General features: G+C 57.3%; 22 protein-coding genes and 1 tRNA gene. 11 read left to right on the forward strand and 12 right to left on the reverse strand.

Annotation, left to right across the window (positions count from 1 at the left end):
* The coding region (locus ACR0FG_RS18470) for an EF-Tu C-terminal domain-related protein (protein ID WP_449421237.1) at positions 1-125 on the forward strand (125 nt) is incomplete at its 5' end.
* A gap of 294 nt (positions 126-419) precedes the next feature.
* Complete coding sequence (locus ACR0FG_RS18475; protein WP_480894597.1) at positions 420-1,073, forward strand: sulfotransferase; 654 nt, start codon at positions 420-422, stop codon at positions 1,071-1,073.
* 183 nt (positions 1,074-1,256) lie between these two features.
* Here ACR0FG_RS18475 and ACR0FG_RS18480 read toward each other — a convergent pair whose 3' ends face one another.
* Entirely contained in the window at positions 1,257-2,477 is a 1,221-nt protein-coding gene (locus ACR0FG_RS18480) for a surface lipoprotein assembly modifier (protein WP_480894599.1), read from the reverse strand.
* Positions 2,478-2,705: 228 nt separating this feature from the next.
* Here ACR0FG_RS18480 and ACR0FG_RS18485 point away from each other — a divergent pair, with 228 nt between their 5' ends.
* Complete coding sequence (locus tag ACR0FG_RS18485) at positions 2,706-3,581, forward strand: transferrin-binding protein-like solute binding protein (RefSeq protein ID WP_170717668.1); 876 nt, start codon at positions 2,706-2,708, stop codon at positions 3,579-3,581.
* Positions 3,582-3,644: 63 nt separating this feature from the next.
* Here ACR0FG_RS18485 and ACR0FG_RS18490 read toward each other — a convergent pair whose 3' ends face one another.
* A complete protein-coding gene (locus ACR0FG_RS18490) occupies positions 3,645-4,361 on the reverse strand; it encodes a lysophospholipid acyltransferase family protein (RefSeq protein WP_480894601.1) in 717 nt (238 codons plus the stop codon).
* 143 nt (positions 4,362-4,504) lie between these two features.
* On the opposite strand from ACR0FG_RS18490, the gene ACR0FG_RS18495 reads away from it, so the two are divergent.
* The 5 genes from ACR0FG_RS18495 (at position 4,505) to lptF (ending at position 8,394) form a co-directional block, all read left to right on the forward strand.
* Positions 4,505-4,580, forward strand: a tRNA-Trp gene (locus tag ACR0FG_RS18495).
* A 312-nt stretch (positions 4,581-4,892) separates the two neighbouring features.
* Positions 4,893-5,147: a hypothetical protein gene (locus tag ACR0FG_RS18500; RefSeq protein ID WP_480894603.1), complete on the forward strand. Its 255-nt coding sequence runs from the start codon at positions 4,893-4,895 to the stop codon at positions 5,145-5,147.
* A gap of 545 nt (positions 5,148-5,692) precedes the next feature.
* The gene (locus ACR0FG_RS18505) at positions 5,693-6,457 is read left to right on the forward strand and encodes a hypothetical protein (RefSeq protein WP_480894605.1); all 765 of its coding nucleotides are present in this window, start codon (positions 5,693-5,695) and stop codon (positions 6,455-6,457) included.
* 210 nt (positions 6,458-6,667) lie between these two features.
* A complete protein-coding gene (locus tag ACR0FG_RS18510; RefSeq protein WP_480894607.1) occupies positions 6,668-7,180 on the forward strand; it encodes a hypothetical protein in 513 nt (170 codons plus the stop codon).
* A gap of 80 nt (positions 7,181-7,260) precedes the next feature.
* Entirely contained in the window at positions 7,261-8,394 is a 1,134-nt protein-coding gene (gene lptF, locus ACR0FG_RS18515; RefSeq protein ID WP_480894609.1) for an LPS export ABC transporter permease LptF, read from the forward strand.
* 58 nt (positions 8,395-8,452) lie between these two features.
* On the opposite strand, the gene speB is transcribed toward lptF, so the two are convergent.
* From speB to ACR0FG_RS18565, 10 genes are all read right to left on the reverse strand, one after another.
* On the reverse strand, positions 8,453-9,295 hold the full coding sequence (gene speB, locus ACR0FG_RS18520; protein ID WP_480894611.1) for an agmatinase: 843 nt from the start codon (positions 9,293-9,295) through the stop codon (positions 8,453-8,455).
* Positions 9,292-10,461, reverse strand: coding sequence for a carboxynorspermidine decarboxylase (gene nspC / locus ACR0FG_RS18525; RefSeq protein ID WP_480894613.1), 1,170 nt, complete (start codon positions 10,459-10,461; stop codon positions 9,292-9,294). Before nspC ends, speB begins: the two co-directional genes overlap by 4 nt.
* A gap of 75 nt (positions 10,462-10,536) precedes the next feature.
* The gene (locus ACR0FG_RS18530) at positions 10,537-11,748 is read right to left on the reverse strand and encodes a saccharopine dehydrogenase family protein (RefSeq protein WP_480894614.1); all 1,212 of its coding nucleotides are present in this window, start codon (positions 11,746-11,748) and stop codon (positions 10,537-10,539) included.
* A 14-nt stretch (positions 11,749-11,762) separates the two neighbouring features.
* A complete protein-coding gene (gene speA, locus ACR0FG_RS18535; RefSeq protein WP_480894617.1) occupies positions 11,763-13,652 on the reverse strand; it encodes a biosynthetic arginine decarboxylase in 1,890 nt (629 codons plus the stop codon).
* A gap of 99 nt (positions 13,653-13,751) precedes the next feature.
* Entirely contained in the window at positions 13,752-14,843 is a 1,092-nt protein-coding gene (locus ACR0FG_RS18540) for a DUF1513 domain-containing protein (RefSeq protein ID WP_480894619.1), read from the reverse strand.
* Between the two features lies 1 nt (position 14,844).
* Entirely contained in the window at positions 14,845-15,855 is a 1,011-nt protein-coding gene (locus ACR0FG_RS18545) for an imelysin family protein (protein WP_480894621.1), read from the reverse strand.
* A 2-nt stretch (positions 15,856-15,857) separates the two neighbouring features.
* Positions 15,858-17,405 (reverse strand): di-heme oxidoreductase family protein, encoded by a 1,548-nt coding sequence (locus ACR0FG_RS18550; RefSeq protein ID WP_480894623.1) that lies wholly within the window; start codon positions 17,403-17,405, stop codon positions 15,858-15,860.
* On the reverse strand, positions 17,365-17,850 hold the full coding sequence (gene bfr, locus ACR0FG_RS18555; protein ID WP_480894625.1) for a bacterioferritin: 486 nt from the start codon (positions 17,848-17,850) through the stop codon (positions 17,365-17,367). Before bfr ends, ACR0FG_RS18550 begins: the two co-directional genes overlap by 41 nt.
* On the reverse strand, positions 17,798-18,091 hold the full coding sequence (locus ACR0FG_RS18560; protein WP_480894627.1) for a (2Fe-2S)-binding protein: 294 nt from the start codon (positions 18,089-18,091) through the stop codon (positions 17,798-17,800). The genes bfr and ACR0FG_RS18560 overlap by 53 nt, the downstream gene beginning before the upstream one ends.
* Before the next feature lie 125 nt (positions 18,092-18,216).
* On the reverse strand, positions 18,217-19,485 hold the full coding sequence (locus ACR0FG_RS18565; protein WP_480894629.1) for an imelysin family protein: 1,269 nt from the start codon (positions 19,483-19,485) through the stop codon (positions 18,217-18,219).
* 215 nt (positions 19,486-19,700) lie between these two features.
* Here ACR0FG_RS18565 and ACR0FG_RS18570 point away from each other — a divergent pair, with 215 nt between their 5' ends.
* The 3 genes from ACR0FG_RS18570 (at position 19,701) to ACR0FG_RS18580 (ending at position 25,355) form a co-directional block, all read left to right on the forward strand.
* Positions 19,701-20,237, forward strand: coding sequence for a ZrgA family zinc uptake protein (locus ACR0FG_RS18570; protein ID WP_480894631.1), 537 nt, complete (start codon positions 19,701-19,703; stop codon positions 20,235-20,237).
* Positions 20,238-20,428: 191 nt separating this feature from the next.
* Positions 20,429-21,403: a LysR family transcriptional regulator gene (locus ACR0FG_RS18575; RefSeq protein WP_480894633.1), complete on the forward strand. Its 975-nt coding sequence runs from the start codon at positions 20,429-20,431 to the stop codon at positions 21,401-21,403.
* A 346-nt stretch (positions 21,404-21,749) separates the two neighbouring features.
* Positions 21,750-25,355 carry a beta strand repeat-containing protein gene (locus tag ACR0FG_RS18580; RefSeq protein WP_480894635.1) on the forward strand — a complete coding sequence of 1,202 codons (3,606 nt, stop codon included), beginning with the start codon at positions 21,750-21,752 and terminating at the stop codon, positions 25,353-25,355.
* Positions 25,356-25,363: the final 8 nt, after the last annotated feature.

Genomic DNA, 25,363 nt, shown 5'->3' on the forward strand with positions numbered 1-25,363 from the left:
GCGACAACGTCGGCTTCACCGTCGAGCTGATCGCGCCCATCGCGATGGAAGACGGCCTGCGCTTCGCCATCCGCGAAGGCGGCCGCACCGTTGGCGCCGGCGTTGTGTCGAAGATCATCGAATAAGTCGCGCAAGCGATTGATCGAACAGAAAGGGCGTCCCTCGGGGCGCCCTTTTTTTGTTTGAATTCAACACTCCCCAGACGCCTATAGTTACGGTGTCGAAGGTTATCCAGTAAGTCTGTGGGCCGGGCTTCAGCCCGGCACATTGACCCGCAAAAAAGACTGCTGATTTGAGGCGAATTTTTTGAGGCAAACGCACAGATTCCAAGTTGCTTTGCATGAAGTATTTCCAGCAAAGTATCAGCAACTTTGCGCGCATCTGGATTGCCAAAGACACCTTATAATGATGAGGCGAGCATGAAGTTCTTCTGCATCGGGTTAACCAAGACGGGCACGACCTCGATAAATGGCCTGATGGCAAGCCTTGGGTATGAAACGCAAGGGTTTTCAGGAAAGCTTTTGGATGAATACCTGACAACCGGCGGGATCGGCCCAAAGATTGAACGCGCGATAAGGGATCACGATGCATTTGACGATTGGCCTTGGCCTTTCCTATATCGCGAGTTGCTTGAGATGTTTGGGCGCGACGCGATCTTTATCCTGACGCGCAGACGCTCGCCCGAGGCGTGGCTGGCTTCGATCAAGCGTTATTCCCTCAACTCGCGAACCCAGACGATCCGCCAGAAAATCTATGGTACTCAGTTTCCACATGGATTCGAAGAACATTACCTGTCGAGATACAAGACGCATCTTGATGAGGTCAGAACCCATTTTCAGACGCAGGGTGCTGTCGGGCAACTCATCGACGCTGAAATCGGTAGCCCCGAGCTTATGACAGCGATTGCCGCCGCGATAAACAAGCCGGTGGGTAGCCTGACGCTGCCCCATCAAAACGCGACAAAACCAAGAAAACGGCTTGCGCGACAGAATATCGAACAAATCAACAAAGCGCTGCTGGGTCTGGGTAAAACGCCAATATCTTTGGAAGACGCCGGATACAGAACGGAGTAACCCGACGAACGGTTACGAGCAGGACGGGCCTTGGCCGGGACATCGGTGAGACGATAGAATACCACTCCAATAGGGCGGTCATTTTTATCTTTTGTATCTGCCGTTCTTCAAAAATACCCGATGCGCCTTTCACAATCTGAAACTGAAATGAGATTATTCGTCGAAAAATCTGGGAGCTCGCGCTCAAAATCGCCGTTCAATTCCTAATTCGAACCCTGATTCAGTAAAACTGAATGCATCTATTCCTGATTTTGTCCGCTCATAAGACAATAAAAGAAACGGCGAAAACCCATTTCCAAAAAACACATCGTTTTTCTCGATCCGAAGGCTGGCCCCCCAAGTGTTTTCATTCGGGTTCCCGGTAAACAAAACGCTTGGTGTTTTGAATCTTTTATGCTGTGCAAATACCGCCGGCCTTAGGGTGAATCCGCCGCGCGTGTCGACTTGCCCAAAGATTGTAAAACGCTGGCGAATGAAATTCTCCAGGTTATCTTCCACGGACTTGTCCTCGTAGAAATAGCTCACTCCAATCAAGCCCTTACCGCCAAATGACCGGCGCAGGCCGATTTCCGCATCCACTTCGTGACCGTCCAGCTGGCTTGTTGTTGGATTGTGCAGCTTGGATGCGCTTAACAACGTAAAGAACGAAACGCCGGTCTGGTTGCGCCGTTCGTATGCGGCCTGAAGGCCGATCCGGTTCTCGAATACGTTGCCACCCAGCAGACGCGTCGTCGCAAGCGGGCCGAACGACGCCGTAGAGTTTTGCGTCAGCGCCCGCAACCCAAAGCGGGCACCAAAGATGTAGTCGTCATATTGCGAGGTCCGGGCCTCGGTCACGTCGAACGTGAGCGCGGCAAAGGCGACGGCGTCTGCTCCGAACACTTTCCAATCGACCGGTTTGCGGAAATTGGCAGATCCGGTAACGCGCACGCCAATCTCAGACGATTTTTCGCGGTTCAGAATAAATGGCAGGTCAAGGCCCGAGAAATTCAGGACAATATTGTCGGTGTCATAGTCCCGCTGGTTACCGACATTGGTCAGCCCGATGCTGAGATCCCATTCAAACCCGCGCCGTGCGTCAATGTCGCGGATCAGGCCCAGAACCTTGGCGCGGACGGGTTCAGGCAGATCGCCTGAGAGAGCAGTAAAAAACTCGTTCCGCGCCCGTCCCCATTGCCGGGCCAGATAATAGGCGAGACCTAGTTCAAGCCGGACCCGGACCAGATTCGGATTCTCGGCCAGAATGGAAGAGAACTTTTCGATGGCCGCATCGGTGTTGCCCGCTTGCAGGTCCTGAAGCCCTGTCAGGAACAAGGTTTCAATTTTCGCGTCATCTGAGACGGTCTTGGACTGGGACTCAGCGGCTGGCTGCGCTTGTGCTTTGTCTGCGGTTAGCGCGGCCAAGACAATACAGATGATGAGCAAGAGGTTTCGGGGCAACTCACATACACCAGAATTGATAATACGATGGCTGCTTTTCTTATGTCGCCTTTCCGGATTCGAACAGACAGCCGCTGGTTAGTCTACCAATTGTGGCAAATTGAGCACGTTAAGAGTGTATTTAGAAATTAACTTGCACCCCATTAACCTGTGACTAATCTGAGCCGGAATTATAACCGGTCGGAGGGGATTATGTCGACAAAAGTAGGTTTTATAGCAGTTGCATTGGTTGCTGGATTTTCACTAAGCGCATGTAGTTCAAGTAGTAGTAGTGGTTCGTCTGGAGGTGGCGGCACCCCTACGAATGACGAGATCATTTTACCGCAAAACGGCACGCTTGAACTGGATGGTAGTGCTGTTACAGCTGAGGTCACAGGCCCAAACGTGACAAGTATCGATGGGCCAGGATCGTCAACACTAACCATGACAACCGAAAACGGTGAAATTGTTGCAGCAGGTTTCGCCGCGACGGGATCGCGCGTGGCGTTGGACTCGCGCGCTGGCGACACGCTGACCAGAACGTCCAGTGGTGTGCTGGTCGCGATGGAGAGTGCTGACGCAAATGATGCATTGGTCCTAGTCGATCCTTCGGCCACCCGGTTTGAACACCAGACCTTTGGCATCTGGTTGGAAGACCGCAACCAGGCTGTCGCCACTGCGGGCGCGGGTTCTTATGGTATCCGTACAGATTCCAGCGATATCCCGACGGGCCAAAACGCCAGCTATGACGGTGTAAGCACGGGTGTTGCCATTCTTGCAGACGGGAACGGCTATATCACGGCGTCCGAAATCGAGGTAACGACCAACTTTCGGAGCGCATCGATCACCAGTTCCGGAACGGTGGCGACCCGACTGTCCGATGGAACCGACGTCAACGCATCATCGTTGGATTTTTCGGGTTCAGGTGATGTTTCGGGCAATACTTTCCGTGCCAACATTTCAGGCACTGGCACCAGCGGTACCGCAGATGGCATTTTTTACGGCCGAAATGCCGAGGAAGTTGGTGGCACGTTCCAGGCCACTGGTGCGGGTGGCGTAGCTCATATCGGGTCTTTCGGCGCCGATTGACGCTGGGCTAGAGCTGTTTGGAAATTCAAGCCCTGCCGTCCTTGCGGCAGGGTTTTTTCTTTGTCAGTCCGCGTCCAGACCTCTCGGCACCCACGGTTTGCGCCCAACCATTTCATCGGCCTCTGCCGTGATATCATTCATGTGTTGCTCAAGACTTTGACGCAGTGCCTCAATCTGATCTTCAGAGGCTTTGCGGGGCACCTGCTCGGTCCATTCGCGACACAGAAAGACACCCTCGTTGCGCCAGGGGCGGGGCATCAGCAGGCGATCCCAGGTTCCGGCCTCGCGGCCATGTCTGGCTGAAAAGGTGATGCCGAACACACGCTTGCCCGAGGTGCGGGCCCAGATCAGCGGCACGGTCGAGGAAACCCGTTCCGGCCCGCGCGGCCCATCCGCCGCGATGCCGATCGATATGCCCCGTTTCATCTTGCCCAGCACTTCGCGCGACAGGGCCACATGCCGCTTTTTGCTGGCCATGGCGATGGTGTCCATGCCGAACAGTTCCTGCACACGTCCAACCATGCTGCCTGCGCGGGCCGAAGAGGTGATGGAGCAAATGCGCCCCTTGTCCAGCGGATAGAAATAAGGCGACTGAGCCAGTCTTTGATGCCAAAGCACCACGATAACAGGCTCACCCTGTTCGGCCAGTTGGTCCAGTTCCTCGTATCCGATCCGTTGCCAGCGTGTGTTGCGGTGCACCATGCGGATATAGGACGCAATACGCCGGGCCACCCAGTTCAGAACGGTTTCGCTGTCTGCGATTTTCCTGCGAATGCTCACTGCGTCGGTCCTTTTGGCTGGCCGGGGCATGTCTTACTGAACTTGACGACAGGCGCAACTTTTTTGTCAGTCACCAAACTGCAGCAAATCTGAAAAAGCCTCTTGAGTCCGCTGCGCGGCTGGCATATTTGGAAGCCCACTGCAGGGGTATAGCTCAGTTGGTAGAGCGACGGTCTCCAAAACCGTAGGTCGCGGGTTCGAACCCTGCTGCCCCTGCCAGTCAGATCAATGCTCGACGGAACGCTTGCGCATTGAGTTGATGAACTCAATTTATCCAAGATAAAGCGTGAGCTCTGACCTTGGTGGGTTCATCAAAGTGCCGAGGGTGATTGTCACTTCTCCTCCCAGAGCTGAATTTTCTATCGGCGAAACGGCTCAGACCAGTTGGCAGGGCCGCAACCTACAGGCGAGGCGATAATTAACGCTGTGTGAACGGCGCGTTTTCTCTGTGTTCAGGCCGGTTTTGATAGGCTGTTTGGGTGGCCGCAAGTTTCTGGCCACGTCAATTTCATCTATTGTGGGGTAAATATTATGAAAAAATCGAAACTCGCCATCTCGGGTATAATCGCCGCGACCATGATGCTTTCTGCGCCTGCGTTCGCCGATCTCGAAGACCCCGAACCGCCAGCGGACACCAAAAAGGGTGACAACGGCTGGGGCAACGGAGCGGATACGACCAACGCCGGTAGTTTCTCTGGCGGTACAAGATCTTCGAAAAGCACAAATGGTGACTCGCGGAACGACAGAAATTATCCTTCGGCGCTTGATAAGTTTGACGGCCGCTAAGGTCTGTTGAATACCAAGGTTCTGATGGGCGGCTCTGGCCGCCCATTTCATGTCTGGTCAGAGCAGCTCCTGTTTGATCTGCCTGACTTCACTTTCCCGATCCAAAGATGCGCATATTCCTGCAGCGTGTCAGTTTGACCCTCGTGCAACGCCATCAGCGCACAAGCCGCCCACATCGCGGTGTCATAGTCCGAATTGGATCGTCTAAGCCCGTACGCATTCGCAACGGCGCTTTCGGGCGTTGACGGCTGGTGCATCGGATCCGAGGCCATCACACAAAGGCAAAGCTTGCCAGAAAGCCGGAAACGATTCCGATCGAGGCAACCGCAAATGTGAGTGAAAAATTCAGCATTCGGATATTCCATTCTGGTCTGTCGGGCATTCACGGCGGCGGTGCCGCTTGGGTAACATCTCTAACTATGCGCCAACAGAGTTGAATGCAGTGGAAACGCGTCGTTAACGTTCAGTTAACAATCTGCCAGTTCGTTTTGTTTTGTCGTCCGAGTTAAGGCATACTTGGTCTCGCAAACCGGAGTTTGGGCGCAGTGGGGGATTTAAGCGGAACAGTTAAGAACTGGGTTACGACAGCGTCGATCATTATCGGCGGCGGCTGGGTTCTGTATGAATGGAATACCCTGTTTCCCAAAACCGACGCCGAGGTCACCATCAGCACCGCCGACTTGCGCGCGCGCACGATTGGTCAGCTATCCGTGAACTTCAGTCAACTGCCCAGCGGCGAGGCGCCCACAACCGCCAGCGGCGATTACTTTTCCGATACCTGTGCAGCGGGCGATGTGAGCTCGGTTCAACTGGGGTTCCCGGCGAAAATTCTTCTTGAACTCAAAAGCAATGCCCCAATTCCTGTACGGGTCGAGATCACCGACTTTCTGCTTGTTGAAATCCTGCCGGGAGTTCCACACGTCGCGTCCGAAAGTGTCCCGGCAATCTTTGCCGAAAACGCATTGGGGGCGGTTCAATCTCATCCTCTTTCCCAAGATGCTTTTATCAGCGGGTTGAACTGGACGAATGTAGAGCCGGAAGGGCAAGGCAATCTGGCGGTGCTTGGCACCGCCTATCTGTCTTTCAGTTGTGCTTACGGAGGATCCAGCCTGACCCCTGCGGAATATGCAATCGGCCTGAAGGTTGTGATTCAACCCGTCGCGCGTGACGGCACCCCGGGTGAGCCCATTGATCGCTATTTCTATCAGGTCTGCCGCCTCAATGCCGATGGCGGAAGCAGTTGCAAGTTTGAGGACGCCGGCCAGAATGCCAAAGATGCAAGCGGAGGCTTCCGGGTGTTTGGTCAGTAGGGATCAGGGCGGGTTGCTTGCCCGGGTTCTAGATGCCTGTGCCGTCATTTCGCGACACTTCGGTGGGCAGCAAAGCGGTATTCAATCAAGTAAATGAAACTTAATCGAAAATTGGACCCGGATTAAGGTGCGCGCGATATCGCTTTGCCTTGTGCATCGCGAAAACAATTATCGGCCAAGGCCAGCGCACCGGAAAACAGGAGTAGAACCATGGGGAACGCCCAGAACCTTGTACTGGTTGTTGGAATGGTGCTTGCGACAACTTCGATCGCACAAGCCGAAGAAGCCCATATCGGCTGTGGCACCACCGAGCTGTTGCACAGCAATACCTCAATCAGGTTTGTCGGGGCCAATCCTGCCGAGGCGCAGGTTGGCGACCGGCGGGTCTTGCACTGGTTTGTCGAAGATCTGAGCGGGCTTTATGTCGGTTCGTTTGATGTTGTCACAACTGTTCTGGGTGGAACGTCCGAGATGGGCCACTATGTGCGGGTGGATGGCGCGTTCAATCTGCCCAACGGGAACATCTTTGTGGCAACCAGCACCACCCTTGGCGACGCGGCGGATACATTGAGTTCGGGCAATGCGCACGAGGTCATCGACTGGGCGGTCATTGGTGGAACGGGCGATTTTTCGAATGCCAGCGGCGTGGTTGCAATCGAGGTGCCGGAGCACGGAGAAAACCATCTTGAGAACCGCGCAATGACGTTGACCCTGAACTGCTAGGCTGCAGTTTATGCGGTTTTCACCGCGCGCCGAATGACATAGTGTCCTGGCACATCCGAAGCAGCCAGCAAAGAGGTCATATGTCGCGATTCGATGGGTATTTCCTGCGGCAATTGTTGGTCCTGTTTGGATTTTTCACATTGGTTCTGGTCGGTGTTTTCTGGATCACCCGGTCGGTCAGCCTGTTTGACAGGGTGATAAGCGGCGGCCAGTCGGCGCTTGTGTTTCTTGAATTTACCGCGCTGACCTTGCCCACGCTTATCCGGACGGTCATGCCCATGGCGGTGTTTGCCGCCGCGGTCTATGCCACTAATCGGCTAAGCCGCGAAAGCGAGATGACGGTCATGCTGGCGACCGGGTCCAGCCCGTGGCGACTGGCGCGTGCGATTTTTGCCTTTGGTCTGTGTGCGGGCCTGATGATGGCGGTAATCAGCGTGTTTCTGCGCCCTGCCTCACTGGATCAACTGGAACGGCGGCAGGCCGAGGTTGCCGGTGACGTAACCGCGCAATTGCTGAACGAGGGAGAGTTCATGCACCCCTCATCCGGAGTGACTGTCTATATCGGGCGCGTCGATCTGGACGGCACACTGCACGAGGTGTTTGTATCGGACGCGCGGGATGAAAGCTCTCCGGTCAGCTATTCCAGTGCCACGGCCTATCTGGTGAACTCGGGTGGCAACGTCAATCTGGTTATGGTGGACGGGATCGCCCTTCGCTTTGACAAGCTGGGCAACAGATTGTCATCAACGGTCTTTCAGGACGCGACCTATGACATCACTTCAATGACCAACAGCACCGAGATCGGGCGGCGCAGTCTGGAAGCCATTCCCACGATCGAGCTATTGCAGAATCAGGCCTCTCTGACTGAGGTCGAACGGCATTCTGAAGGGCAATTGGTCGAAGAACTGCATCTGCGGTTTTCGTGGATATTCATCAATGTCGCGGTGGCTTTGGTCGGGTATTCGACCCTGATGCTGGGCAGCTTTTCGCGGTTCGGATTGTGGCCGCAGATCCTGACGGCGTTTACCATTTTGGTGCTGCTTGAAGGGTTTCGCGGGATGATTTCGCCCATTGTTATCAATGACCCGATGCTTTGGCCGCTGATGTACTTGCCGACGGCGGTTGGTGTTGCGCTGTCCATTCTGTTTTTGCTGATCGCAGGGCGACCGCTGATCCGAAGTCGCCGTCCTGTGCGTGAAAGCGCGGCAGCATAGTCTGTCGTATCCGGATCCGCGTTGTTCCAATTCTTGCATGTGCAAGAAACGGACTACGCTAACAGGCGGCCATCAGGCGATAGACGATCTGAGCCGCTGTAAAATCCCAGGCCGCGTTGCCGTCAGGGGCCAGTTCGACCACATCAAAGCCCACGCATCTGCGTCCTTTCAGAGCATGTTCGACCAGCCGCAGCGCCTGATAATAGCCCAATCCACCCGGCACTGGCGTGCCGGTGGCGGGCATGAGTGACGGGTCCAGACCGTCAACATCAAAGCTGACATAGATCAGTTTGGGGAAATCCTCGGGCAGGTCTACAGCATGAATGTTGCCTGTTACCAGTTCCTCGGCATCCACGTGAAAGACATGGTTTTTCAGGCGGCTCTTTGCCTCTTCGGTGGAAAAGGCGCGGACACCGAATTGAGCCAGACGGATGCCTTCCTGGGCCAGCAGGTGCATGACCGAGGCGTGGGAATGTTTTTCACCCTGATAGGCATTACGCAGGTCGGCGTGGGCGTCGATCTGGACAATTCCGACGGGTTGGTTCAGTGCCCGCGCCACGCCCATCACCGCGCCGTAGCTGAGAGAATGTTCGCCCCCAAGCGTCACCGGCACCTTGCCCGCGCGCACTGCGGCCTCGGTGCGCTGGGCGAGGCGTTCCATGATCTCGGGCAGGGCGGCATCACAATCCAGCGGGGGCTCGGTATGAATACCTTCGACGCAGGGTTCGGCATGGCCGATGATGCGCTCAAGCTCGTTGCTGGCTTCGATGATCGCCTCGGGGCCTTTGGCGGTACCCGAGCCATAGGACACGGTGCGTTCCAGCGGCACCGGAATCACGCGAAAGCGGGCGTTTTCGGTGCGTTCAAAGGCGGTGAGTTCGCTGTTGAGGAAAATGCTCATGAGAGGCGGTCCTTGAAGTCGTCATAGCCGAACTGTTTGATGATTTTCAGATCATCCGTCTCGCTGTTCCACAGCGCTATGGTGGGCAGCGGGACGCCGTTGAACGTGTTGGTCTTGACCATCGAATAATGCGCCTGATCGAGGAAGGCAAAACGCTGGCCGATCTCCAGCGGCTTGTCCCACGTATAGTCTCCGATCACATCGCCTGCGAGGCAGGACGGCCCGCCGAGGCGGTAGGTGTGGCCTGCTTCGACCTCGTCCATCAGGGCTGGGCGATAGGGGGCTTCGATCACGTCGGGCATGTGGCAGGTGGCCGAGATATCGGTGATAGCGAGGGCCATACCATTGGTGGGCAGGTCGAGGATTTCGCCGATAAGAATGCCCGCGTCCAGCGCGACGGCCTCGCCGGGTTCGAGGTAGATCTCGACGTCGTGTTCGGCACGGATGGTCTTGATGAAGGCTACCAACCCGTCGCGGTCGTAGTCATCGCGGGTAATATGATGGCCTCCGCCGAAGTTCAGCCATTTCAGGTCTTTGAGATAGGGGGCAAGCTTGGGTTGAACCGCCTCCCATGTGCGTTGCAGCGGTTCGAACCCTTGTTCGCAGAGCGTATGCATGTGCAGACCGTCGACTCCGGTCAGAGTTTTGGTGGTCAGTTGGCTGATAGGGGTGCCAAGGCGTGAGCATGGGGCGCAGGGATCGTATTTTGGAATCTCGCCCTCGGAGTGTTCTGGGTTGATGCGCAGGCCGACCTGAACGTTTGCGGCCTTCGCCTTGTCAAGAAACCGGTCCTTTTGCGCGGGCGAGTTGAAGATGATGTGGTCCGACAAGGATAGGATTTCGTCGATATCCGCGTCTTTGTAACCGGCGCAAAAGGTGGCGACCTCGCCGCCGTATTCCTCGCGGCCAAGACGCGCCTCGTAGATGCCACTGGCACAGGTTCCGCCCAGGTGCTGGCGCACCAGCGGAGCCAGCGAGAACATTGAAAACGCTTTGAGCGCGCTGAGGACATGGGCGCCGGACCGCGTGCCGATATCGGCGAGGATGGTGAGGTTTCGTTCGATTGCTTTTTCGTCGACCACGAAGCACGGGGTGGGGACGCGGGCAAGATCGAACTTGCGGAAGGCACCGGCGTCACCGGCTTGGGTGGTCATCATGTCGGACATGTCCGGCGTCTCCGAGTGGTGGAGAGGCCGGGGGCGCTGCCCCCGGACCCCCGGAGTATTTGGAAAAAGATGAAGTCAGAAGTCGACGGGGCCGTCGAGTTCGTGGACTTGCCATGGCAGTCCGTGATTGTTCAGCATGTCCATGAAATCGTCCGGGTCAAGCTGTTCCATGTTCCACACGCCCGGCTGGGTCCAGTTGCCTTTCAGCACCTGTGCCGCGCCGATCATGGCGGGAACGCCGGTGGTGTAGCTGACCGCCTGGCTGCCGACCTCGGCGTAGCATTCCTCGTGGTCGCAGATGTTGTAGATGTAGTAGGTTTTCTCGCCCGAGCCGTCCTTGGCCTGACCCGTGGCGATGTCGCCGATGCAGGCTTTGCCCTTGGTTTCCGCACCCAGATCGCCGGGGTCGGGCAGCAGGGTTTTCAGGAACTGGATCGGGATGATTTCCTTGCCGTCATGCATCACAGGGTCGATGCGGGTCATGCCGACGTTTTCGAGCACTTTGGCGTGGGTGATATAGGCATCGCCGAAGGTCATCCAGAAACGGGCGCGCTCGATTTCGGGGAAGTGGGTGCTGAGGCTCTCCAGTTCCTCGTGATACATCAGGTACATGTTCTTGGGGCCGATGGCGGGGAAGTCGAACTCGACCTTGTGGGTCATGGCAGGGCTGGTTTTCCATTCGCCGCCTTCCCAGTGGCGGACTTCGGCCAGTACTTCACGCAGGTTGATTTCCGGGTTGAAGTTGGTGGCGAATTCCTGATCGTTGCTGCCGCCATTGGCGTCCAGCACGTCGATCTGGCGGATCGTGTCCAGCTTGTGTTTCTTGAGCCATGTGGCAAACACGCTGGTCACGCCCGGATCAAAGCCCGAGCCGAGAATGGCGGTCAGGCCCGCCTCTTTGAAGCGTTCCTGATAGGCCCATTGCCAATGATATTCGAACTTGGCCTCATCTTCGGGCTCATAGTTCGCGGTGTCGAGGTAGTGGATGCCGGCCTCGAGGCAGGCGTCCATCAGCACCAAGTCCTGATAGGGCAGGGCGAGGTTCACAAGGATTTCAGCGCCGGTTTCCTTGATCAGCTTGACCGTGTCTTCAACCTTGTAGGCGTCCAGTTCCGCGGTCTTGATGTCCACACCGACGCGGTCCTTGACCGCCGCAGCGATAGCGTCGCATTTCGATTTCGTGCGGCTGGCCAGGGTGATCTCGGTGAAGATATCCGAGTTCATCGCCATCTTGTGCACGGCTGCGTGGGATACGCCGCCTGCGCCGACAACCAGTGTTTTGCCCATGGTGTGTCTCCTTCTTATTCGTAGTAGGTGTAGCCGTTGATGGAGTCGCGATAAGCGCTCATCAGGGTTTTGCGGTCCTTGGCTTGCAGAGTACCGGTCGAGATCGCCTCGTCCACCATTTTGCGGAAGGCGGCGACACAATCCTGCGGGTCGAATTCCACGTAGGACAGGACCTGGCTGATCGTGTCGCCCTCTTGTTCATGCAGCAGATCAAAGCCGCCATCGGCGCGTAGGTCGATGGTGACGACGTTGGTGTCACCGAACAGGTTGTGCAGATCGCCGAGTGTTTCCTGATAGGCCCCGACAAAGAAGACGCCCATGAAATATTCGTCATCCTCGGGCAGAGAATGCACCGGCAAGCTGGGCGAGACGCCATCGGCCAGAATGAACCGGTCGATCTTGCCGTCGCTGTCGCAGGTGATATCGGACAGGACGGCGCGGCGGTCCGGGGCTTCGTTCAACCCTTGCAAGGGCACGATCGGGTGTAGCTGATCGATGGCCCAGACATCGGGCAGGGATTGGAACAGCGAGAAGTTGCAGTGGTAGATATCGGCCACTTTTTCAAGCTGATCGTCCACATCGGTGTCCAGATCATCGCTGGCCGCCAGTGCTTTGAGACGGGCCATCAGAGACAGGTAGATACGCTCGGCTCGGGCCATCTGGCGCAGATCGACATAGCCGCGTCGGAAAAGCGCCCGCAGTTCGTTGCGATAAAAATTGGCGTCGTTCCAGCATTCCTGCAACCGCTCGGTGCTGAGATAGCCATTGATCGCGGCTAGATCCGAGACCAGATGGTTATCATCGGGTTCAACATCCGGCGCTGTGGGCGCATCGTAAAGCGTGGTTTCCAGCACGTTGAACACCAGCATCGACGATGTCGCCACCACCGCGCGCCCGCTTTCCGTCACCAAAGTCGGATGGTCTAGCTCGGCCTCATCCATTGCATAGGCCACGGTTTCAACCACGTTGGCGCAGTATTCCTCGACCGTGTAGTTGATTGAATTTTCAGCAGCTTTCTTTTCGCCCGTATAATCCACGCCCATGCCTCCGCCGAGGTCCAGATGGGTCAGCGGCACGCCTTCACGCGTCAGTTCCGTGTAATAGCGGCACGCCTCACCCACGGCGCGGCGTACATCGTTGACGTCCTGCACCTGCGATCCCAGATGCGAGTGTTGCAGTTTGAGGCAATGCAGCAGGCCCGCCTCTTTCAGCTTGTCCACCGCAGCAACCAACTGGTCGGTGTTCATGCCAAAGGCAGACCGGTCGCCCGAGCTTTCCTCCCACTTGCCGCTGATCTGGTTGGTCAGCTTGACCCGCACACCGATCAGGGGTTCGATGCCGAGTTCCTTGTAGACCTCGATGACCGTGTCCGCCTCTTTCGGGCTTTCCAGAACGATCACTGTGTTGAAGCCGATCTTGCGGCTGAGGATCGCAAGCTGGATGAACTCGGTATCCTTGACGCCGTTGCAGACAATCAGCGCCTCGCGCGCCAGCCGGTGGGCCAGAGCGATGACCAGTTCGGGTTTCGATCCGGCCTCGAGCCCGTAGTTGTACTTTTTGCCGACCTCGACGATGCGGTCCACGACCTGCGCCTGTTGATTGACCTTGATCGGAAAGACACCGCGATACTGGCCCTTGTATCCGGTGCGCGCGATGGCGTCATGGAAGCTTTCGTTCAGATGCGCGATCTCGTGCTCCAGGTAGGAGGTGATGCGTAGCAGCATCGGTGCCTTGATTCCGCGGTCGTCCAGATCGCTTAGGATCCCGGGCAGGCTGATTGCGTCGGCATGGGGATGCAGGGGATTACGCAGACCGATCTCGCCCTGCTCTGTCACCTCGATGAGGCCTTTGCCCCATTTTTCAACCCCGTAGATGGAATGCGGTGCATCAGGCGAATGTTTCAATCAAGTCAGTCCTTGGCAACAGGTGGTCGCGATTGCGCCCGCCATACGGCAGGCGCTTGATTCTTCCAAGTGTAATCTATCTGGTGTCGAAAACAGGAATTATTTCCGGGCGCTTATGCGGACCAGATGGTTGTCCCATTTGCAATTGACCTGCAAGGTGGCCTGCACCGTTGATCCGGCCAACTGCCCGACCTGGCCCGTGCCAGTAGTATAGACCAGCCCCGCATCACTGGTGCCCAGGCCGCAGACATCGTCCAAATCGAAAGCGCCGGAAAACGCTCCGGTTCCGGTATCGAATACGTGCAGCGTGTTTCCCCTTGGGCATGTGATGGCCACCTCAGTGCCATCCGGGGAAAACGAAACGCTTCCAGCATAGCCTTGGGTAGATGCTTGTTGGGCAGGGGGTGCAGACAGCAATTGCAGGCTGTTGCCGCGTTTGTGTAAGCCCAGCAGCGGTGGGTGTTCGGACAGATCCCCCTGCCATTGCGCGGCGAAGGCGACCAGACCATCCTCTCGGACAGCGAGATGACGGATCGAGTTCTTGTGCAGTGCGGCTGGCAGCTCGACCTGATCCAGAACGGTTCCGTTCAGATCGCAATAGGTGAGGTTGGGCTGCATTGTGGGCAGGTTCAGCTTGGTCCGGCCTGTGTCGGGGTGGGTTTCGATCCCACCATTTGCAATGGCCAGGCTATTGCCGTCGGGCATCAGCACCATGTCATGCGGGCCTATTCCGCCAGAGCCAAACGCACCGATCCGGGCATAACCATTGGCGGCGTCCCAGACGCCGATCATCCCTTCTCCCTTTTCAAAACTGTTTTCTGTGGTGAAAAGAAATGCGCCATCGTGCGAGAACGCGCCGTGGCCGTAAAAGTGATGATTTTCCGGCGCAGACAACCGTGCGATTTCCGTGCCGGTCTCGCAATCGATCACCATCGCATATGTTCCGGGCCGACGAGCAAAGGCGACCGCTTGTGCTTGGTGAGGATGCGCAGCCGCTGCATGACCGCGATCGGGTAGGGGCAGTGTGAATTTAATCTCGCCCGAGGCGGTGAGCCCGACAAGACGGTATGAGCTGTCCGGAAACAAGGCCGCAGCCAGAAAATCGGGCGTTCCCACTGCGGACCAACCCGGAACCGGTGTAAGGCTGGCCGCAGCAAGGCCCGTCAGAAATCGGCGTCGGTTGGTCAACATATCAATCCCCGTCCAGCGAGTTGAAACCTGCGCTGATGCCGAGCGTTGGTCCAAGCTGGGTCGTGACGGTCGCGCGGATATCCGAGATGGATTGCTGCAACGCTTCGATCCGAATGCGACCCTGCGATGAGGCGACGCCAGAGAAATCGGGATCTTCCAACGATTCTGCCCGCGCGATGGCGTGATCGAAAGCGGCCTTTAGAATGGCGGCAATCTCGGGGTGATCGGCGGACAGCCTCAGCGCCAGATCGCGTAGCGCGACCAACGACAATTCGACATGGTGCAGGGATCGCCCTGATCGCCGGGCTTCAGCGCGGTTCGGGCGCGGTCGCGCGAACGTGCCAAGCGGTCGCCCGATGCGCGTATCTGCGGTGAACTCAAGCCCGGTAGACAGAGCCTTGAATAGCTCCTGCATGGCTTCAGCATCATCGCGATAGCGGCTGTTACCTCCGGGGTGGGTCAAGTTTGGGGCATAGCTTTGCCAGTCCGTTGAAATCGCGGCGGCATTTGCGTTGATATCCAATGCGATGGCGCGGATCAGATTGCAACGGTAAGCGGCGTTTCCCTGTTCAGCAAAGGCCGGATCAAACAGCATTCTTTCCAATGCAAAGAATCCCCGGCCCGCGACCGATGTCTCGGCAAAGTCAGAAGGGGTCTGAACCACGCTGTCCTCATCCGCGATCAGGCGCGACAGGGTTTTCGGGGTGAATCCTTTGGTATCGGGCCAAAACGCCAATGAAAAAGCACGGTCATCAACCTCGGATGGGCCAAAGCGGAGATGACTGACGGAAATCCAATCGTCGAATGCCTTTGCATAGGCGTCCCGCAAAGCAGCGGAGTCAGGTACGCAGTCGGCCTGTGCGGTATCGCTCAGCACCTGCGCTGTCTCGGAAAGCTGTGCAAAGCCGGGCAGGATGTGGGACTGCGTGACATCCGTCAGGATTGCCCTTTGGTCTTGCGCGAAAGCCGCGACTGGAAACACCAAAGCTGCAAGCAGAGTCGGAAGGCGCATGTTCAGAGGCTATCCAGAAATCGTAAGAGCGCGTCGCGGTCCGGTTTCGGCATCGTCACGACGGCATCGCGCGCTGTCTGCGCCTCACCCCCGTGCCAGAGGATCGCCTCAAGCAGCGATCGCGCCCGCCCGTCATGCAGGAACTGCGTGTGGCCCGAAACGCGGCGTGTCAGGCCAATCCCCCACAGTGGTGGCGTGCGCCATTCCCGACCCGTGGCGCGTGCTTCGGGGCGGTTGTCGGCCAACCCGTCGCCCATGTCGTGCAACAAAAGGTCGGTATAGGGCCAGATCAGTTGAAAACTGTGCTCGGGCCGGTCGGGCATTCGATGCGTGACATAAGCGGGTGTGTGGCACGCGGTGCAGCCGGTGGTGTGAAACACCTGCTTGCCGCGCAGAACCTGCGGATCATCGACGTCGCGACGCGCGGGCACGCCAAGGTTGCGGCTGTAAAAGGCGACAAGATCCATGCCGACCTGATCGATCTCAAAGATGCGGGCGTCGTCGTCGCCATGCGGGGCATCGATGCATTCGGTTTGCGCCTCGGTGCAATCTCCGTGCGGGGCAGGGAAAAGAGGGGTGGATATACCAATGTCACCGGCAAAGGCAGCAGCGGATTGCTCCATGATCGTGGGCATTCCCGCTTTGTGACCAAATCGGCCCATCATTGGCTGATCGAACTCGGTCGACCAGACGATATTGGGTCGCCCCGAGATGCCGTCGCCATCCAGATCTTCCGGGTCAGCATTGGCAAGCAGATCAGCCACGGGAATGGATTCCAGCAGACCTAGACCAATCATCTGCGGTGCGACCCGAGGGCTTAGCATCGCTTCAGGGTGCAAAGGTCCATACCCCAAGTCGGCCGCACGGTAAGTTGGACTGCGCAGCAATGCTGTTTCGCCCCCCGACAGTTCGACCGGGATTTCTTCGTAAGTTATGTCCAGACGGTATTCCGCAGGATGGCCGGGCAAGGCGAAGTCCTGCATCTGACCGCCATAATTCGGGTCAGGCCGGGTTGCGATATAGTCTTCTATTTCTGTCGGCGCATCTTCAGGCAGACCCGGCACAGAGACCCGCAGGAACATCGATATCGCATTGTCATCTGCATTGGCGGGCGTATGTCCGCGCCCGTCCTTGATGTGGCAACGTTGGCAAGATCGTGCGTTATACAACGGACCTAGCCCGTCCGACGCCAAGGTCGAAGAGGGTGACGACACCCAGACTTTCCGGAACAAACCATTGCCAACCTTGAAATCCAGTTCTTGTTCGAAACTGATATTGGCCGATGGTTGCGAGAAGGCATCTGCGTCATTGCGCACCCTTACCGTCGCAGCACCTGCGCTGAGATTCTCGAATTTTTGCGCCGCCGAGAAGTCAGCGGGCGCGGCAGTGACCGCATCGATGCGGGTGCGTTCGTCTTTGGTGCGGGGAAGGGTGTTCAGATGAGGGTCCGCAAGCGTTTGAGCTTGGGATGCGGTAGCCACCAATGCGGCCACCACAATGGAACAGACGTTATTCGCCTTCGTCCATTTTCGACGCGTTAAGCTGAGCATAGTTGGCTTCGCCAATTCTATCATACAGGTCGAGCTGTGTTTCGAGGAAATCGATATGGCTTTCTTCATCTGACATCAGCTTTTCGAACAGGGCCATCGACACATAGTCGCCGGCTTCGCGGCAGTATTCGCGCGCTTCCTTGTAAAGTGCGCGCGCATCAATCTCGGCGGCCAAATCGCATTCCAGAGTTTCCTTCGGGTTCTGGCCGATCCTCAGCGGGTCGAGTTTTTGCAGGTTGGGATGGCCCTCTAGAAAGATGATGCGTTCGATCAGCTTGTCTGCATGTTCCATTTCTTCGATGGATTCTTCGCGGCTTTTCTTGGCCATGTGGCCAAGGCCCCAATCCTCCTGCAGCCGGTAGTGCAGCCAGTACTGGCTGACTGCGGTCAACTCATGCCGCAGTGATTTGTTGAGATATTCGATGACCTTGGGATCGCCCTTCATGTGCTTTCTCCTGTGATGCTTCGGACCGTAGTGTTCGAAGCTGCATGGGAACTTTCAGATTATCGCTTGACCGCATCGTGTCCAGAAAGAGCGGCATACATCCGCCACAATCCGCTGATTTTCCAAGGGCATGGTAAATCTTGCCAGGGGTGATGATGGTCTGCGGATCCGCAGTGCGCATCCAGTCGATCGCGGCGCGGATATCATGGTCAGATATGTTGGTGCAGTGACATACGATCATAGCGACTCAGCCTGCTTAGATTATTCCTAGTTAAATAGTTGGTTATTAGGCTATCGTCCAGTCGGCAGGTGCAACGGTTTGTGATGCGATAGGCTGAGAGCGCGGTACGCCCTCAGCCAACTGCGCTAGTGGAAAACCGCGTTGGGGTTATCCAGACTATCCGAACCTTCGAACTCGATCTGATCCAGTTCCAGCGCGGCCACGATACGCTCGATGGTCCTGGTCTGATCGATCAGGCTATTGACTCCGCCCATGATCAGGGCTTCGCCACCTTTGTTGCCTCGTTCGAGCATTTGGTCATAAGCGAATCCTGCCTCGGCGGTCGACTTTAGCAGACCCAAAGCCTGCATCGTGACCGCCAATTTGGCCTTCATCTCGGTGTCCAGTGCCGGGTCAGTTGCGACCACCAGATCAGACAGCGATGCGCCCGAGACCGGTGTGCCGTCGATGCGGGTGTAGCTGCCCAGATAGACATTCTGGATGCCGAGACCATCATAGTAATGGCTGTTGTGCGTGTTGTCGGCAAAGCAGTCATGCTCTTCCTCGGGGTCGTTCAGCATCAGGCCAAGGCGCATCCGTTCCCCTGCCTGTTCACCATAGGACAGAGAGCCCATGCCGGTCAGCATGGCGCTGACGCCGGCGACCTCATTTACGGTCAGGGCTACGCGGGCGTCACCACCTTCAGCCCATTGCGCGGCCATCCACTCCAGATCGCTGACCAATAGATCGGTTGCGGCACTCAGATACTGGGCGCGGCGATCACAGTTGTCGTTGGTGCAATTTTCACCTTGGGCATAATCGGTCCAGGGACGGTTGCCTGCGCCAGAGCCATGCCCGTTCAGGTCCTGACCCCACAGCAGAAATTCGATGGCGTGATAGCCGGTGGCAACGTTGGCCTCGACCCCATCGGCCTCGTGCAGGGTCTCCGAGAGCAGTTCGGGGGTGATCTCGCTTGCGTCGATGGTCTGACCCGACAGGTCAAAGCTGGGGTTGGCGACCACATTAAGCGCGGCAAACTCGTTTTCGTCGGTTGGTCCGCCATAGGACGCGTCCACATAGTCAATCAGGCCCTCGTCCAGAGGCCAGGCATTAACCCTGCCTTCCCAGTCATCGACGATGGCGTTGCCAAAGCGATAAACCTCGGTCTGCTGATAGGGCACGCGCGCGGCGATCCATGCGGCGCGGGCCGCGTTCAGGGTCGCGTCAGACGGGGTTTCGATCAGCGCATTCACTGCAACCTGCAGTGTTTTGGCGGCGATCAGGCTGTCACCATACTTGGCCTCGGCGATGTTGGCATAGTTCTCGATGACATCTGCCTTGGATGGGGCATCGGCAGCGGCTGCGTTTGCGAGGCACAAGGCCAGTGCACTGGTCGCGGCGAAAGATCGGGTCATGTGAAATGCGCTTTCCTGTTCAACGGGGTTTGCACCTGCATCACCGCAGGCTTGGTCGGCATGATTCCTGATAAAAATTATAAAGAATGTCAACCTGAGTTTTATTGTCGGAAAATTACCCCTCATAAATAGCGGGATTGCGCGAGGCGTTGCACGTTGCGTGATAGCACAAATCTTTTAAAATAAGCTCTGTGAGTTCGAGTGTTGGTGAATGAATGAAGAGTGCCGCCATTGCCTTGTCCCTTTTGTCGGTCGCGTTGACGGCGCAGAACGCATGGTCGTTCGAGACCCATACCCATGGAATCGGGCGGCTGTCGGTTGAAGTCACGGACACAGCGTTCAGACTGGTGCTGCAGGTGCCTGGCACAGACGTCGTCGGATTCGAGCAAACGGCGGAGAGTGAAGAAGAACGTGCGCGCATAGCTTCCGCGATTTCGGACCTCTCGAAGCCTATGGACCTTTTTGTTATTCCGCCCGAGGCCAGCTGCGCCACGCTGTCCGCAAATGTCGCGTTGGTTGGGGATGCGTTCCGTCCGCAGGATAACAGCACCCCAGAGGCCCATACCGAGTTTCATGCGGATTATCTTGTGCAATGCGAAGACATCAGCGCCGCCAATGCTATTGATTTTGCATATTTCGAGCGGTTTGAAGGGGCGTTTAAGCTGCAAGTCCACCTGACCTCAGCGACAGGTGAGTACGATTACGAAGTTGAACGTACCGCGCCGATGCTGACGCTTCCTGATCTGCCCTGAAGGGCGCCGAATGACTTAGGGCGGGATATGGGGGCTGTTGCTGCACAGACGAGATTGAATTCACCGAACCCGACCCACACGGGTTTTCACGTTCCCGAGATTTGCGCCCGCTGATATTGCCAGTGCCGGCAGGTCTGGGCAGGTTCGGCTTATTCACTCATGTAACTTTCTGACGAATTTGGCCGTAACTTATGAACCTGCGCGATCTTCAATATGTTCTTGCCGTTGCCGAGCATCAGAACTTTACGCGCGCTTCGCAAGCCGCTGCCGTGAGCCAACCTGCCCTGTCGAACCAGATCAAGAAACTTGAGGCGGAGCTGGGCGTTCCCATCTTCGAGCGCGGGAAGGATGGTGTATCGTTGACCGAGTTCGGGCGGGAACTGGCCGCACATGCCGCGCAGGTGGTCGAAACTGTGGATGCGATTGGCGATCTGGCGCGGCGGTATCAGACTACCGAGCTGCCGCCGATCCGGCTAGGCATGACACCGACCCTGGCCGCCTATTTGTCGTTCTATTTCCGCGATCTGTTTGAACAGGCGGTTCCCGACCGCAAGATTGTGATTGTCGAGGAATATCCAGTTGCTCTCGCTAAGATGGTCGAGGATCGATCCGTCGATGTCGGCTTTATTGCGCGCAAAAGTTTTGATCAGATCTACCACGGCTCTAAGCGCCCGATGGATTTTACCTCACTCTGGCTTGAGCCGCTGTATCTGGGTGTCCGGTCCGGGCACCCCTTAAGTCGCAAAAACAGTATCTGGGCGCATGACGTCCCTGCGGATCAACTCATCCGGTTTCCGATCTCGTTTGGCTATGATCTGGAAAGCGATTTGCCAGAGGCTTCGGATACGATCGCCGAAAAGACCGGCATCGATGTGACGACCGCCCGGTTCGAAACGGTTTGCCGATATGTGGCGCAAAGCGAAGCCTGCACGATGGTCAACGCCATCGCCGCAGAACAATTCAAACGCGACGGCTTTGGCCTGTCCTTCGTGCCGTTCGATGACAAGGGGAATATGCGAGAGCTTGGGGCGCTGACCCGGCCGCAATATCCACACCCCGAGATCATCGATGCGATGAGCCGGCAGATATATCTCTCGCCGCCGCAAGGCACCGTGGCGTCGCGCAATGCGCATCTGGTGAAACAGGCGGTGGTGACCGACACCTGACCGAGTCGGCATATCCCGGTGTGGCGGCGTCGCTGGATCAGTTCTTTCGAAAAACACCGATATGTTGTCAACTCGCGGCTCTACTTTGCATCAAGTGCGCCAACATTTTCGTGAAGCTATGGGAGCGAATAGTTTTCCCGCGTTGATCGAAGAATTTTAACTATCAGAAAAATAACAATAAATATTACCTGCGCCCTCGCGAGTTCTGTGAATATTTGCGCAGGTTATATGCTCCATTCAAAGGAAGAATTTCCAAGTTTCCCGGTCTCGCGCCCTTGTTGAGACAGCGGACAGCCGACCCACGGTTGGTCCTCTGAGAGACAACAACGCAACCCAGGAGAACCCAATGCTTTCCGAATTTCTTGCATCTTTGCGCGCCAGATTGCTGACGACATCGTCACTGGCGCAGGAAACCGTCCGTGACGGGCAAACGCTGACCAACGGCTTTTTCCAATCCACCCTTGTCGATAATACCCCGGCCTTTGTGCTGGATAACGACTTTGCCCGCCTGCTGAACTTTGGGCAGATCACTACAAACAATGCTGCGGCTGCCGTCGCGGTTGAAGGCGAGAATGCCCAGATTTTCAATTTCCGCTCGGGCAGTATTCAGGCCAACTCAGGCCCTGATGCGCTGGCCACCGGCATCAAGGTCGCAGGCAGCGCAGATATCCGCAACTTTGGTGAAATCGCGGGTGAGTTCAACGGCGTTCAATTTGTCGGAGCGGGCAGCTCGGGCCGGTTGGATAACTTCCGGGGTGGTGTCATCTCGTCCGACAGCCGTGCGGTGGACATTCAGGGTGAAGGCGTCAGCGTTCGCAACTTTGGTGACATCATCGGCACCGGGGATCAGCGCAACGGTACGATCTACACCAACTCGACCGCTGAAGACGTTAGCATCAGCAACTTCTCGGGCGGTACAATCGACGCGGGCGAAGGCAACAATGGTGCCGGTATCTCGCTCCAAGTGGGTGACGAGGTTGGTGATCGCGTTGCCAACACCCTGTTCAACGGCTTTGGCGCGACCATTCAGGGGCGCGGTCAAGAGGCCTCGAACACGCCCGGCGCAGGTGACGGTATCCGCATCAACAATGGTGCCGAGGGCACGATCTCGGAAACCGACATCGTCAACAGCGGCCTGATCTCATCCGAGAGCAATCAGGGCACCGCAGGCGGTATCCGCATTGCGGACGGTGTGGCGGCTGAGGGTCGTATCCTGAACACCTCGACCGGTGTGATCGAAGGGGTCCGCAACGGTCTGTATATCGGCGAGGCCGAGCATGATCTGGACGTGCTGAACTTTGGCACCATCCAGTCCGGCAGCCGCGCGGTCAACATCGACGGCACAGGCGTTGATCTGGTTAACGGCGGCTACATTCTGGGCACTGGCGATCAGCGCAACGGAACTGTCTATGCGGATGGCACGGCTGACGATTTCTCGGTCCGTAACCTTGCCAATGGCACCATCGACGCGGGAGAGCACAATCAGGGCTCGGGCTTTGGTGTTGAAATCGGCGGGGCCGAGGACGGCGCAAACACCTTTACGCTGGACAATGACGGCACCATCGCGGGTCGCGGCAACGCGGGTGCAGCGCTAGGTCTGGCCGGTGACGGTGTGCGTGTTGGCAATGTTGGCAACTCGGGCACGACTGATGCCACGATCACCAACTCGGGCACCATTTCGTCCGAAGGCGCCAATGGCACGGTTGCGGGTCTGCGCGTCGTTAACGGCGTGAACTTCCAGGGCACACTGACCAACTCGGGCCTGATCTCGGGCGTACAGAATGGCGTGTACTTTGGAACCGGCGATCACTCGGGTGGTTCGTTCCTGAACACTGGTACGGTGACGTCTGATAGCCGCGCGCTGAACATCGACGGCTTTGGTCTGGACGTCCGCAACGAGGGCGAAATCCTCGGCACCGGGAACCAGCGCAACGGAACCGTCTATGCCGATGGAACTGCCGACAACTACACCTTCACCAACACCGGACTGGTGGATGCGGGTGAAGGCAACAACGGCTCGGCGGTATCCCTGCAAACCGGCGACGTGAACGGAGATGTGGTCTCGGCCGCGATCTTCAACGAAGGCACCCTGCAAGGCCGCGGCGATGCTGCTGAAGGAAATCAGGTCGGTGATGGTCTGCGCCTGTTCAGCAATGTCGAGGATGCCAGCTTTGCCGGTCTGGTGCAGAACAGCGGTGTCATCGCCGGGTCGGAAGACAGCGACGCGGCGGCAGGTATCCGGGTTGATGGGGGGCTGAACATTCTAGGCGCCATCATCAACGAGGGTGAAATCACCGGACAAGTCAACGCAATCGACGCCACCGACGCAGGCTCAGTAACCTTTGTTAACGATGACGATGGGATCGTAAATGGTAACGTGTTGCTGGGCGCCGGAGACGACATCGTTGTAGACCTGGGTCAGATCAACGGTGTCGTCGACGGTGGCGCGGGGGATGACGTTCTGATCACCGGGGACGGTGACAACGTGATCGTCGGCGGCCTTGGGAATGACTTCATCGAAGGTGGAGACGGGTTCGACACAGCCGATTTCTCGGATTTGGATGTGGCCGTGACCGTCAATCTGGATGCCAATGGCAACGGCACCGCAACCCGCGACACGGGCTTTAACGTCAGTGTTGTCAATCAGGCGGTCACAGCACCCGGTCAGTTCGGGTCGGCGATTGCGGATGGGGCTGCGTTTGTGGAACAGGCTGCAGCAAACAACCTGTACTACAACATTCACACAGCCGACTTCCCCGGTGGTGAAATTCGCGGTCAGTTGCTGGTTCAAAGCGACGAAACCGTGGATGGTATCCGTACCATCACCCTCAGCGGCCCGTTGGATGCGGCGCAGGAGCCGGGCCCATTGTCCGACAGCGACGCCACGGGTTTTGCGACAGCGGTTGTGGTGCAGAGCCTGCACACCGGCGAGGTCACATATTCGAGTGAACTCAGTGTCACCGGCCTGAACGAGGCGGACCTGAACACCCCGATCCCGGGCGTTGTTTCAGCCATCCACCTGCATAACGCACCAGCCGGTCAGAACGGCCCGGTTGTTCAGGACACGCTGGTTGACGCAGGTGCGACGCTGGACGTGAATGCCACGGGCGGTACCGGCGTTGTGGGTCTGGACGTGATCGACAATCAGGTTGAGACCGACATCCTCAGCTCGATCGAGCGGGTTGTGGGCTCGGATGACAGTGACACGGTTGATCTGTCCAGCTTTGATGGCGTTGTCGTCGATCTGGACATCAACACGCCGCAACCCGGACCGGCCTCGCAAAATGGTGTGATCCGGGCGGGCGACGGTGTCGAGATCGAGGTCGATGACTTCGAGAATGTCATCGGCTCGGACGGCGATGATCTGATCCTGGGCAACAACGAGTTCAACGTGCTCGACGGTGGTGCCGGTAACGACTCGATCCACTCGTTCGGTGGTGCAGACGTCATCATCGGTGGCGAAGGAATCGATACCGCGCTGTTCACCGCAGGGCCGGGAGTTGTTCTGGACCTCGATGAGGACGGCAACGGTGTTGCACAGGTCAACGCGCCGGATGGGGCGATCCTGGATCAGGTGTTCGGGTTCGAGAACATCAACGGTTCGAACAACGCAGGCAGCCCGAATGGCGGCGATGACGTTCTGTCCGGCAACTCGGGTTCGAACACGCTGAACGGTCAGGCCGGGGATGACGTGCTGAACGGTGAGGGTGGCGATGACATCCTGATCGGTGGCGCGGGCAACGACACCTTCGTGTTCGAAGGCGATTTCGGCAACGACGTCATTCAGGACTTCCAGGCCGGGCTCGATCAGTTGGCATTCGGCGACTTCGAGGGTCCGCTGAATGTCGCACAGGACGGTGCCGACGTGGTCCTGTCCTTCGCCTCGGACAACTCGGTCCGTCTGGCGGGCGTCAATGCCAGCGACCTGACCGACGACGATTTCGTCGCCTGATCAAAAGA

The sequence above is a fragment of the Ruegeria sp. E1 genome (genome assembly GCF_056534225.1).